General features: G+C 59.6%; 11 protein-coding genes. 6 read left to right on the forward strand and 5 right to left on the reverse strand.

Going from position 1 to position 12764, the window contains the following annotated elements:
• The first annotated feature begins 3 nt into the window (after positions 1-3).
• Genes E4M07_RS22795 through E4M07_RS22815 form a run of 5 tightly spaced genes read left to right on the forward strand, consistent with a single transcriptional unit; the run spans position 4 to position 5359 of the window.
• A complete protein-coding gene (locus E4M07_RS22795) occupies positions 4-885 on the forward strand; it encodes a MoxR family ATPase (protein WP_136660710.1) in 882 nt (293 codons plus the stop codon).
• Positions 882-1979 carry a VWA domain-containing protein gene (locus E4M07_RS22800; RefSeq protein WP_136660711.1) on the forward strand — a complete coding sequence of 366 codons (1098 nt, stop codon included), beginning with the start codon at positions 882-884 and terminating at the stop codon, positions 1977-1979. The genes E4M07_RS22795 and E4M07_RS22800 overlap by 4 nt, the downstream gene beginning before the upstream one ends.
• Positions 1976-2863: an amidohydrolase family protein gene (locus E4M07_RS22805; RefSeq protein WP_136660712.1), complete on the forward strand. Its 888-nt coding sequence runs from the start codon at positions 1976-1978 to the stop codon at positions 2861-2863. The genes E4M07_RS22800 and E4M07_RS22805 overlap by 4 nt, the downstream gene beginning before the upstream one ends.
• 24 nt (positions 2864-2887) lie before the next feature.
• Positions 2888-3736, forward strand: a complete 849-nt coding sequence (locus tag E4M07_RS22810) for an N-acyl homoserine lactonase family protein (RefSeq protein ID WP_136660713.1) — start codon at positions 2888-2890, stop codon at positions 3734-3736.
• A gap of 36 nt (positions 3737-3772) precedes the next feature.
• Entirely contained in the window at positions 3773-5359 is a 1587-nt protein-coding gene (locus E4M07_RS22815; protein WP_136660714.1) for an isochorismatase family protein, read from the forward strand.
• A 226-nt stretch (positions 5360-5585) separates the two neighbouring features.
• On the opposite strand, the gene E4M07_RS22820 is transcribed toward E4M07_RS22815, so the two are convergent.
• From E4M07_RS22820 to E4M07_RS22835, 4 genes are all read right to left on the reverse strand, one after another.
• Positions 5586-6599 (reverse strand): LacI family DNA-binding transcriptional regulator, encoded by a 1014-nt coding sequence (locus tag E4M07_RS22820; RefSeq protein WP_136660715.1) that lies wholly within the window; start codon positions 6597-6599, stop codon positions 5586-5588.
• A gap of 83 nt (positions 6600-6682) precedes the next feature.
• Complete coding sequence (locus E4M07_RS22825) at positions 6683-8140, reverse strand: TRAP transporter large permease (protein WP_206057369.1); 1458 nt, start codon at positions 8138-8140, stop codon at positions 6683-6685.
• Complete coding sequence (locus E4M07_RS22830) at positions 8137-8685, reverse strand: TRAP transporter small permease (RefSeq protein WP_136660716.1); 549 nt, start codon at positions 8683-8685, stop codon at positions 8137-8139. The genes E4M07_RS22825 and E4M07_RS22830 overlap by 4 nt, the downstream gene beginning before the upstream one ends.
• A gap of 142 nt (positions 8686-8827) precedes the next feature.
• Positions 8828-9823, reverse strand: coding sequence for a DctP family TRAP transporter solute-binding subunit (locus E4M07_RS22835; RefSeq protein WP_169054353.1), 996 nt, complete (start codon positions 9821-9823; stop codon positions 8828-8830).
• 224 nt (positions 9824-10047) lie between these two features.
• On the opposite strand from E4M07_RS22835, the gene hisD reads away from it, so the two are divergent.
• Positions 10048-11361: a histidinol dehydrogenase gene (gene hisD / locus E4M07_RS22840; protein ID WP_136660718.1), complete on the forward strand. Its 1314-nt coding sequence runs from the start codon at positions 10048-10050 to the stop codon at positions 11359-11361.
• A gap of 25 nt (positions 11362-11386) precedes the next feature.
• Here the strand turns inward: hisD and E4M07_RS22845 are convergent, their stop codons facing one another.
• Complete coding sequence (locus E4M07_RS22845) at positions 11387-12763, reverse strand: FGGY-family carbohydrate kinase (protein ID WP_136660719.1); 1377 nt, start codon at positions 12761-12763, stop codon at positions 11387-11389.
• Between the last annotated feature and the right edge of the window lies 1 nt (position 12764).

Raw genomic sequence — 12764 nt, forward strand, 5'->3', positions numbered from 1 at the left:
ACGATGCCCGTGCGGCCGAACATTGAGGGCATCGATTCACCGGACATCCTGCGCCGGGCGCTGATCGACGCCCAATACCTGGCCGATTCGGAACTCGCGACCGCCATCTATCTCGCGCTGGCGCTCGGCAAGCCGCTGCTGCTCGAAGGAATGCCCGGTGTCGGCAAGACGGAAGCCGCCAAGGCGCTCGGCGGCGTGCTTGGGCGGCAGGTTGTCCGGCTGCAATGTTTCGAGGGCATCGACGCGGCCGCGGCGCTTTACGAGTGGAACTACCCGCGGCAGATGCTGGCCATCCGCCAGGCGGGAGACGACTACATCAACATCTACGAGGATTCGTTCCTGCTCGCCCGGCCGCTGCTGCTGGCGCTGCAGTCGCCGGCACAGACACTGCTTCTGATCGACGAGATCGACCGGTCGGATCACGAGTTCGAGGCCTTCCTGCTCGAGTTCCTCTCCGACTTTTCGATATCGATCCCGGAGACCGGCACCGTGCGCGCCAGCCAGCCGCCGGTGGTGGTTCTGACGTCCAACCGGACACGCGATCTGCACGAGGCGTTGCGCCGGCGCTGTGTCTACCACTGGATCGACTATCCCGACCCGGTCCAGGAGGCGGAAATCGTCATGACGCGCGCAAGCTCCGTCGTGCGGGAAACGGCGGACGCCGTGGTGGCGGCGGTCGGCCGCTTACGGGCTGAACCCTTGAATAAGCCGCCCGGCATCGCCGAGACCGTTGAATGGGCCGAGGCGGCAACGCTGTTGCAACGCCTGGGCGCGCAATGGCCGGACGCGTTCCGCCGCGCCATCGGCGTTGCCGTCAAGGATCACGACGACCTTGTCTATGTGGCGGACCGGCTGGCGAGCGTGATACCGGGAGAGGCGGCATGATGCTTCCCAAGGCCGTCCAGCCCCTGCTTGAATTCGCCGTTGTCCTGCGCCGGCACGGATTTGCCGTTTCGCCGGACCAGGACATTGCGTTTATCGAGGCGGTCGGTGTGCTCGGTCCTCGGGACATCTGGGATATCCGCCGCGCCGCGGTCGCGCTGTTCGCCATCCCAAAAGAGCGCGAGCCCGAGTTCGACGCGCTGTTCCGCGCGGTCTTTTTCGGTCAGACGATTGCCGCCGAGGCCGTATCGGAATCGGAGGAGGTGGATGCGCTTGAACCGACCGGCGAGACGGTGGAGGTGGAGCGCGGCGACGAGCAGTCCGAAGTCGGTCTCGAGGCGACGGCGGCCGAACGGCTCGGCGAACGCCGGCTCTCGCATGCCGGTGACGAGGCGGCACTCGCCGCCTTTGCCAATGCGGCAAGGGACGGCCTGCCCACACGCCGGTCCTACCGGCGTACGCCGGCGGCCAAGGGCGATGCGCTCGATTTGCGCCGCACGCTCCGCCGTGCCGTGCGGCAGGACGGCGAGATCTTCCGGCTGAGCGTCAGCCGCCGCAAGCGCAGGCAGCGCAAGGTCCTGCTTCTCGTTGATGTGTCGGGCTCGATGAAAGACCGCACCGATGACCTGATGCGGTTCGCCCATGCGCTTGCGCACGCCGCCGGCCGTTTCGAGGCCTATACGCTCGGCACGCGGCTGACCCGCATCACCAGGGCGCTGGCGACGTCCGACAGGTCAGAGGCGTTGCGGAAGGTGGAGCAGGCCGTCGCCGACATCGACGGCGGCACGCGGATCGGCGATGCACTGCAGGCATTCCTCGCCGTTCCGCGCTATGCCGGCTTTGCCCGCGGCGCTGTCGTGATCGTCCTTTCCGACGGGCTGGAACGCGGCAATCCGGATGCCATGGTCGATGCGACGCGACGGCTGTCGCGTATGGCCTGGCGGCTCGACTGGCTGACGCCGCTCGCAGCCGATCCGCAATTCGAGCCGAAAACCGCGGCGCTGTCGGCGGCCCGGCCGTATCTGGATTCGCTTTCCGACGGCAGCGACCTCGGCAGCATCTGCCAGCATGTCCTCAACTTGTCGAGGGCGGCATGATCGACGCGCACCACCATATCTGGCGGCAATCGGACCTGCCCTGGCTCCTCGGGCCGGAACAGCCGCGCATATTCGGCGGCTACGCCGCGATCAAGCGCGACTATCCGATCGACGAATATCTGGACGATGTGAAGGGGACCGGGATCACGAAGTCCGTCTATGTCCAGGCCAACTGGGCGCCCAACTGGTTCACCGACGAGGCGGCCTGGGTGCAGTCGGTTGGCGACCGGCACGGGTGGCCGAACGCGATCGTCGGTTACGCCGATTTCACGGTCGAGGATGTTCGCCCGCAGCTCGACCGCCTGTCGCAATTCCCGTTGATGCGGGGTATCCGCCAGCAGTTCCATTGGCACGAGAACCCGCAATACCGGTTTGCATCCCGCCCCGACCTCGTTGCCGATGAGGCCGTTCAGCGCAACGTCGCGCGGCTCGCGGATTACGGATGGTGCTTCGACCTGCAGGTGTTCACCGGCCAGATGGCTGACGCCGTGAAACTGACCCAAGCCTGCCCGGACGTGACCTTCATCCTGCAACACGCCGGCATGCTGGAGGACACCAGCCGTGGCGGCTGGGCCGCCTGGCGCAAGGGCATGAAGGGGCTCGCCGGTTGCCCGAACGTCGTCACCAAGCTTTCCGCCTTCGGAACCTTCATTCGCGAAAACGATCCCGAGTTCATCGCCCGCATGGTGGCGGAGACCGAGAAGATCTTCGGCGCGGACCGCTGCATGTTCGGATCGAACTTTCCGATCGAGAAGATCTGGACGAACTACGACGCACTTTTCAGTGCCTTCCGCGCGGCGACCACGTCGATGCCGAAGGCCAAACAGAAGGCAATTTTCAATGACACGGCGGAACGGGTTTACCGGCTGCAAGAGGGGCAATAGCCCGGCGATACAAGGGAGACTGAAATGGCGCTGACCATACATGTACTGGATTACGGCGATATCGAGCTGGAGACGAGTTTCCTCGTCCTCGGCCATGAATGCGGACGCGTCAGGCGGGTGCCCGTCTACGGCTTCCTCATTCTCGGCGGGACCTACCCGGTGCTGGTGGACACCGGCTACCGCGACAACGCGATCATGGAAAGCCTCGGCATGCGCGGCCTGCAGTTCCACGACAACATGATCGAGAACCAGCTCGCCAAGCACGGCCTGAAACTCGGCGATATCCGCTACATCCTGCATACCCACCTGCATATCGACCATGCCGGCAAGGACGACCTGTTCCCGATGAACACGACGGTGGTGCTGAACCGCCGGGAGATGGAGTTCTCGGTTTCCGGCATCATGTATCCGCAATATCCGAAGCCCGACATCAAGCACTTGGTGGACCGGATCTACGAGCCCGAGGCGATGCGTTTCCTCGACCTCGAGATCACCGGCGCCGAGGAGATCATTCCGGGCGTGTGGTGCGAGGCGGCGGGCGCCCACACGGAAGGGTCGATGAACGTCATGGTGGAAACCGCGGAGGGCCTGGCCTGCATCTGCGGCGACGTCATCTACGATTTCAACGACCAGATCGTGAACCACGTCTACACCAACAACTGGATGGAGCCGCGGGTCACCGGCAACCATGCCGGCTCGAAGCGGGAGGAAAAGGGCGCGATCAAGAAGCTGCTCAACAACTATACCTTCCTGCTTCCAGTCCATGACAAGGCGGCGAAGATCGAGAACCAGCAGGTGGTCGGACGTCTCGGCATGACGATACCCGGACCGATGACGGAAACGCTGCCGAGCCGGCAGTGGTTCGCCGCCTGACGGCCAAGTCCGGCCGGCGGGCAGGGGAGGTAAGACATGTCGCATGAAGCAGTCGAACAGGGCTTTCACGAGCTGATCGACGAATACGCGCCCGTCAGGCAGCTCGGCACAGGCTTCGCCTTTACCGAGGGGCCGCTCTGGCACCCGCTGGACAAGCACCTGATCTTCTCCGACATGCCCGGCGATGTGCGCCGCAAATGGCGGCCGGGCGAGGGTGTCAGCGAATTGCAGCGCCCGTCCAACATGGGCAACGGCATGACCTATGATGCCGACCTCAACTTGCTGGTCTGCGAACATGCCACCAGCGCGGTTGCCCGCATCCGCCGGGACGGCGTGCGCGAGGTCCTTTGCTCCCATTTCGAGGGCAGGGAACTCAACTCGCCGAACGACATCTGCGTGCGCTCGGACGGGCGCATCTATTTCACCGACCCGACCTATGGCCGCATGCCCTATTTCGGGGTCGAGCGGCCGACACAGCAGGGGTTCCAGGGCGTCTACATGCTGCCGGCGGACCATCGCCCGGGCGACGAGCCGGTGCTGGCGTCGGACCGCTATACCTTCACCCAGCCGAACGGGCTGTGCTTTTCGCCCTGCGAGCGCTGGATGTGGGTCAACGACACGGAGCAGGCCAATATCCGCATGTTCGATGTCGCCGATGACGGGCGGCTGACCAACGGGCGCGTCTTCGCATCGGGCATCAAGGATACGCTCAAGCCCGGCGTTCCGGACGGCATGAAGGCCGACATCAAGGGCAATGTGTGGGTGACGGCCCCCGGTGGCGTCTGGGTCTATTCCTTCGACGGGCAGCTGATCGGCAAGATCGCGGTGCCGGAGCTGGTGGCCAATATCCACTGGGGCGACGACGATTGGCAGACGCTGTTCATGTGCGCATCGACATCGCTCTACAGCGTTCGCACGAAAATTCGCGGGCGCACCGAGCCGTTCATGAACCCGAGGGCGCCGACGGCCCCGCGCGCAGCGGCCCCGACCGCCGGTGCTTCTCAGGCTGGCCCGCCGCTGCGAAAGATCGACCCGGCGCGCACCGCGCTGATTATCCAGGATCTGCAGAATGACGTTATCATCGATGGCGGCGCATTCGCAGACAGCGGTTCGCCACAGCATGCGCGGGCGCAGAACGTTGTCGAAAACACGCGGCGGCTGGCCGAGGCCTGCCGTGCGAAGGGCATGCTTGTCATCCATGTCTGGATGGTCTGTGAGCCGGGACATCCGAAGCTCGCGCAGCACGCGGCCCTGTTCCAGGGGCTGAAAGGCGAGAACGCGCTGGTGCGCGGCACCTGGGGCGTGGCGCCAGCCACGGGGTTGGAACCGCAGGGCAATGATCTCGTCGTCGAGAAGATGTCGATGAGCGCCTGGGAAACGAGCAGGCTTGAAAGTTACCTGCGCCACGCCGGATGCGACACGATCATCAACACCGGCGCCTGGACCAATATGAGCGTCGAACACACGGCGCGCACCGGGGCGGACAAGGGGTTCCGGATTATTGTTCCGGAAAATGCCTGCTCCACCATGAATGCCGACTGGCACCGCGCGTCCATCGGATATGCGATGCAGAATGTCGCGGACATCACCCATGTCGATGCGGTGGTCGCGGCGCTAGGATAGACCCAATGTGGGCGAATGGAAGTTAAGGCGGATATACTTGAAAATTCACCAATTTCAACAGCTTGGCAAATTGACGGCATTGCTGACGGTATGCGCGAATTGAGGCAGTGAATTTCGTTATGATTTCAGCAAGTTAGCTGTCCAATTGACCATCGAGTGGGAGTGGGGCGCGCATGGATCCGCGTTTGTCGCGGTTGACCTGTGTACCGACGGGTTCTGAGCGCATTCAAAAGACCTTCGGGCGGCGCGCCGAGCCGCGAAGGATGAGCTCGCCGGGGATCAATGTCCTGGGTTCGGGGGTGTTTCCGCCAATCCTGTCAAGCAGTATTGCAATGGTTTTCTCGACCATCCTGTTTACCGGTTGTCGTATTGTCGTAAGATCGTAGGTCGGCCATCCAGCAAGAGGGACATCGTCATAACCGACGACCGAAACGTCGTCGGGTATCGAAAGACCGAGCTCGAAACGCAGCACGTCGAGAACCGCAAAGGCCATGTGGTCATTCCCGACAAAGACCGAATCCGGCCGGTCCCCGCTTCCGAAAATCCGTCTTGTCTGCTGCTTGGCGACTTCCGGATCGAACATCCCATCCACCACGACCGTCGGCTCGAGACCGTGCTCGGCGAGGCCATCTACGAGTCCCTTCGCCCGATCTCGGCCGGTTGAGGTTTCTTTCCATCCTGAAATATGCGCAATCTTCCGATGCCCGCCGGCGACGAGGAAATTTGCCACGTCTGAACCGCCAACATAGTTGTCCGATGTGACGGAATACAGGTCCGGATCGTCCTGTTCGCGGTTGAAGAGTACCACGGGGATGCCTTCTTCGGTGCAACGTGCCGAGAGCTCGTTGCTGATCGCGACCGAGGCCATAATGATGCCGTCGACTTTATAGTCGATCAGGTCTTGCAGTACGCTGGGTGTGCTCTCCGCATCATTCTCGGCCATAAATATCAGCACATGATAGCCTTGAGCCTGGAGTTGGCGACTGAGCAGTTCGAGCGCCGTCGGATAAAACTGGTTGTCCAGATAGGCAACCAGGAGCCCAATGATCCGGCTTTTGCCGGTGATCATTGTGCGGGCGATGCGATTCGGCCGATACCCAAGTGCGTGCGCTGCGCGTTCGACCTTTTCCTTGGTGGGTCGAGATACGCTTGCCCCGGGGGTAAAGGTCCGACTGACTGCCGCAATGGAAACGCCGGCTTTCTTTGCGACGTCGTTGAGAGTGACCTTCTGTTTCGCCATGATCCACCGCCGAGTTGACATACTGGGCATCTCCGCACGAACCGTAAAACGAGGCGCGCGCAGTTGCACGCCCCGTCAGATCACTAGAAAGAAATCGCCTCAGAAAAGGGCATGTCCCTCATGAAATACTTCGGCAGGAACATCGTCAACTGCGGGACATAGGTCAGGATCATCAAAATCACGATCATCGTGAGAATGAACGGACCGATCGATCGACAAATGTCGGAGAAGCTCGTTCCCGTGACACTGGAGGCGACAAAGAGGTTCGCTCCAAGAGGCGGCGTGATGTACCCGATGGCCAGGTTGACGCACATGATCAGGCCGAAGTGGACAGGGTCCAGGCCGAGCACCTTGACGAGACCCAGCAACATTGGAGCAAGGATGATGATTGCCGCGAGCGTCTCCATGAAAGTGCCCACGATCAGCAGCAGGATGTTGATCATCAACAAGATGACGAGTGGATTGTCCGAGATTGAAGTGATGAGTCCCGCAATTTTTGTCGGGACCTGCTCGATTGTAAGAACCTGGCCGAACGCGTTCGAAGTGCCGATGATGACCAGCAGAACTGCCGTGACCGCAGCCGACTCGAGAAGGTCTTTTGGCAGGCTTCTGAAAGAAATCTCCTTGTAAACAAAGACGCCTATGATCCACCCGTAAACGACCGCGATAACGGCCGCTTCCGTTGGCGTGAAGACGCCTCCGTAAATTCCGCCGAGAATGATGACGGGCACCAGGATCGCCCATTTGGCATCCCAGAAGATCTCGAATTTCTCACGGCGCGTATAGACGCGGTCGCTACCGACATAGCCTTTCTTCTTCGAGTGGAAATAGGCGTACACCATCATGCCGACCCCGAGCAGGAGCCCGGGAATAATGCCGCCCATGAACAATTCCGGGATCGACGCATTCGTGGCCACACCGTAGATGATCATCGACAGGCTTGGCGGAATGATTGCACCGAGCGAACCAGCGGATGCAATCAAAGCGGACGAGAACGGCCGTCCGTAACCCAATTTGACCATGTCGGGCACCATCAGAACACCAATTGCGGCAACCGTCGCGGCAGCGGACCCGGAGATCGCACCGAAGAACAGGCAGGCCGCGATCGTCACCAGCGCCAGTCCACCAGTCATTCGACCGAAACCGACGGATGCCAGGTTAAGAAGTCTCTTTGACACGCCACCGCTGCTCATGAATGTCCCGGCAAGAACAAAAAACGGCACAGCCATTAGCGGAAACGAATTGGCGCCCTGGTAAAGCGATCGAATGATCGTGCTGAAGTTCATGAGATCCGATGAGGCGATTGCGGCGAGCGTCGCAACACCCAGGGCGATGCCAACCGGAATTGTCAGAAGGAAGCAGAGAAGGAACGTCGAAAACAGAATGACCGTTGGCCAGCTGACGTCCGGATACTGCTCCATGAGACCATCAAGACCACCCAATAGCAGCCATGCCAATGAAACGAAGACAATCGCCAGCAGACCAAAGGCCTTCCAAGGGCCGCGGCGAGGTGGCATCGGTGTGTTTTCTGCAAGGCTCATGGGGTGTTCTCCTTGTCAGAGATGAAGAACAGTGTGTCGTCCTTGAACGCACGGATTCTTGAATAGATCAGTTGCGCGAGTCGGAATGCACAAAGGGCGTAACCGATTGGAATTGCGGCGTAGATTGTCCAGATCGGCAACCCGAACAGCGACGCCGTTTTCTGCCCCCGCTGGAACAGGGTCTGGGTATATTCGTACCCGAGGTAGACGATCGTGAGGGCAAAGAGCACAAACACGACATCGGCAAAGATGGTAACGATCTTCTTGTCGTCTCGCGAAAACAGGCCTGGGTACATTCGAGAGAAGAATCCGATCCGCAAGAGAACATCGACCTTGATATGTCTGTCGTGTTTTGCAGCGTAGCTAATGCCCAGGTAGATCAGCCAAATGAACATGTACCTTGCGGCCTCTTCGGACCAGCTCAGGCTACTGTCGAAAACGTACCGCATGACGACTTGGGAAAAGACGATAACGGTCGCAAATCCCAAAAGCGCTATCATGAGATAGGCTTCCAGATTTCGATCCAGGAAACGAAGTACATTCATGAATGCTCACCTCTTGTGTCGGCGCTTCTCCGGCGAAGCATCGATCGCCATGGACGACGTTCCGGAGGGTTCGCACGAAGAGAACGGTGGATTTAGGTGCAGGATCGCGAGCGCCCGGTGAGATTCCGGGCGCCCGATCCGGTCATTGTGAGCGCGCTTCTTCAGCACCGCCGACGAGCACATCGTAGGCTTCACCGGCGCGTTCCTTAGCCATCTCGTTTGCTTCGCCAAGAAGCGCTTTCATCGCATTCTTGGCTTCGCTGCTAAGTTCGACGACGCGCAACCCGGACGCCTTGATTGCATCAAGAGCCTCCTGCTCCTTCGCACGGGCGAGTTCGCGCTGATAAGCGATTGCTTCCGGCGCTGCCTTGTCAATTGCGGCGCGCTGCTCATCAGTCAGGCTTGAATAAAAGCCCAATGAAGAGAGAAAGACGAAAGGCGTATACGTATGTTGAGATATCGTCATGTCGGTTTGCGCTTCATAGAAACGCTGGGACTCGATCAACTCGATAGAGGTTTCCTGTGCATCCACGGTCTTTTGCTGAAGTCCCGTGAAGAGCTCGCCCCAGGCCATTGGCGTGGGATTTGCGCCAAGCGCCGACCAGGCGGCAATCTGAACCGGATTCTCCGCAACGCGGATCTTGAGGCCGGCGATGTCATCGACGCCCTCAACCGGTCCGCGCGAATTCGTCATTGAGCGAAACCCGTTCTCCATGAAGCCGAGCCCGTGGATGCCGATGGGTTCGAGGTACGTGAGGAGTTTTTGCCCGGCCGGTCCGTCGAATGTGCGGTCGGCATGTGCGTGGTCATCAAACATAAAGAAAACGTCGAACGCAAAAAACTCGGACGCGAACGGTGCCAGATTGGTGCCGCTTACTGCCGTGATGTCGACGCTTTCAAACTGCAGTCCTTCGATCAACTCGCGATCGCCGCCCAACTGCTGGTTTGGGAAGATTCGAAACTCAAGAGTGTCGTTCGAATACTCAGTTGCCAGTTCTGCGAACTTCTCCAAACCGAGATGAAGCGTGGCAGTTTCCGGGACGCCGTGCCCGATCTTCACGAGGCGGCTTTCTGCGGCTGCGCCGCTTGCAGACAGAAGTCCGACGGCGATTGCGGTGAATGTCAGTAGATTTCGCATGCTGTCCTCCCAGTTGAGCGAAAGCTGTTTGAAACAAACGCATGAACGTAAACGTTTGCAAAATTTACATATCATTTTCAAATGTCCGGTGTCAAGCGACGGCAATTAACGGTCAAAATCCCTTTAAAAATGGCAAAAATTCGCGATAAAGATACCTTGTATTATTCTTCGTATATATGTAAACGTTTGCAAAATGATGATTGAAAACCGATTGGGAGAAACTTATGGCCATCAGATATCTGAAGCGTGGCAAGCCTGACGCAGAACGCTCCGAGGACGACAAAAAGACCAGAGATGCAGTTCAAGCCATCCTGTCTGACATCGAAGATCGTGGAGATGCGGCGGTGCGAGATCTGAGCGAGAGGTTCGACAGCTACGCGCCCAGCACCTTTCGTCTTGCCGACGGTGAAATCGAAGCCCTGATCAACAAAGTGTCGAGCCGCGATATGGACGACATCAAATTTGCGCAACAACAAGTACGCCAGTTTGCAAGGGCGCAAAGAAACTCAATGCTCGATATCGAGGTTGAGACGCTGCCCGGCGTGGTGCTGGGCCATCGTAATATTCCCGTTCAATCAGTTGGCTGTTACATCCCAGGCGGGAAGTTTCCGATGGTTGCTTCCGCACATATGTCTGTCGCGACGGCCGACGTTGCCAAAGTGCCCCGCATCATCGCGGCAACACCGCCCTTCAAAGGCGAACCGAATCCGGCTGTTATTGCGGCCATGCATCTTGGCGGCGCCCATGAGATCTATGTCCTGGGAGGTATTCAAGCTGTTGGTGCGATGGCGCTCGGCACGGAATCCATTGAACCCGTTCACATGTTGGTCGGCCCCGGAAACGCATTTGTCGCCGAAGCGAAGCGTCAACTCTACGGACGCGTAGGCATCGACTTGTTCGCCGGCCCGACGGAGACCATGGTTATTGCTGATGAAAGCGCCGCTGACGCCGAACTCTGTGCAACAGATCTCCTTGGTCAAGCCGAACACGGGTATAATTCGCCATGTGTGCTTCTTACGAATTCAGAAAAACTCGCGAAGGCCACGCTGGACGAAGTTGATCGACTGTTGGCGGTCTTGCCGACAGCCGACACGGCGCGGGTATCCTGGAGCGACTATGGCGAGGTCATTGTCTGCAATACGTACGAAGAGATGCTCGATGTCGCAAACGATATCGCGTCAGAACACGTTCAGATCATGACCGATCGCGACGACTGGTTCCTGGATAACATGCATAGCTACGGTGCGCTGTTTCTCGGGGCCCGAACAAATGTGGCAAACGGAGACAAGGTCATCGGTACCAACCACACTTTGCCGACAAAGAGGGCAGGTCGCTATACCGGCGGACTGTGGGTCGGCAAATATCTGAAAACGCACAGTTACCAACGAATAACGACCGATAAGGCGGCCGCGGAAATCGGAGCATATGGCTCTCGGCTCTGTTTGCTCGAGGGCTTTGTCGGCCATGCCGAACAATGCAACGTTCGTGTGCGACGCTACGGAAGACAGAACGTCGAATACGGAGCAGCCGCCAACTGATGGATCTACTTCATACGCCGCCGCCTCACACACGGTGAAGCGTTTCCTGCAGCCATTTATCCGCATAGTGATTCAGCGAACTGTCACCCGGATCGTACCGGGCAATCCCACCGGTACCGGCTTGCGAACCTGGATCCCGGAGCATCGCCGCGCCAACGCTCGTCCCCGTTCCACTGACCGCAACGACATCACGGCGGGTTGCGGCGGCCAGCATGGTGCAATAGGCGCGGTTCTTTGAAAACGGACCTTCCACAACTGTCTCGCCGCGGGCGCCAACCATTTCCAGACAAACCGCCGTCATGCCCGCCAGATAGAAAGAAAGAGCCGCAAATCGCCAGCCATCCGTCAGATCATCCTCGTCCCCGATCCATGCAGATTTCCTTCCCTGGAAAGGGCCGGATCGGTTCTCGACAGCGGGCAGCAGCATGATGCCGTTGTCCAACACGTGTTGCAAATCGTCATCCGTGCAGGATGCGGCTCGGCCGCCCAGTACCAGCTCATGCTCGCGCCCACCCATGAAACGGGCTGACGGGACCGGTTCGCCGAACGCGTTGACATTTATCAGCGTGTCACGATCAGGCGCCAATTGCACCTGACGGCCGCCGACGGACATGACGATGACCCAGGTGCCGCTGGAAACGACCGAGAAGGGAGGCTTCCGGGCATGGAGGTGCGGCACAAGTGACGCGTTGGAATCATGTATGCCACAGATGACCGGTACATCCGCGGCTATTCCTGTGGCACGGCAGATCTCCGGCAACAATGGACCGAGTGTCTCGCCGGCGCTGTGAACCGGTGCCATCTTGGTCAGCCACCCCTGCGTCTCCACCAGCGAGGAAAAACCGCCCTTTTGCGGACACCACAGATCGGTGTGGCAGCCAAGCGATGTCGGTTCCGTCGCAGCAATGCCGGTAAGCCGGAACGCCCAATATTGAGGGTAGGTGAGGATCCGGTCCGTGTGCTCGAACAGGCCGTCGACGGTCCGGAACAGCCAGTACAACTGCGCGCCGACATTGAGGCCGAGCGGCAGCCGGGGAGAACCGGTTTCCGAAAATGGCGGTCGCACCGCGTCGTAGTCCGCTGCAAGCGCATCCGGTCCGCTGTGCTCATAATCCAGCATTGGAACAGCCAGATCGCCGGATTTGTCTATAAGTACAGCCGACGCGCCATGGGTCGTGACAACGATGGCGTCGATCCCATGGGATTGCTGCATTTCTTCCAGCCCGTCGAGGATGAACCGCCACAGCGCTGAAAGGTCGAAATGCGGATAGGGCGGACCCGACAAAGTCGCATTCTGGCGTTTGATCACCGCCAGTTCCTGCCAGCGGTGATTGTCCACCAAGACAATCTTGGCATTCGTCTTGCCGATATCGATGACTGCCGTATTCCTGCGCGCCGTCATT

The sequence above is a fragment of the Nitratireductor sp. XY-223 genome, assembly GCF_004959855.1.
GTDB lineage: Bacteria > Pseudomonadota > Alphaproteobacteria > Rhizobiales > Rhizobiaceae > Hoeflea_A.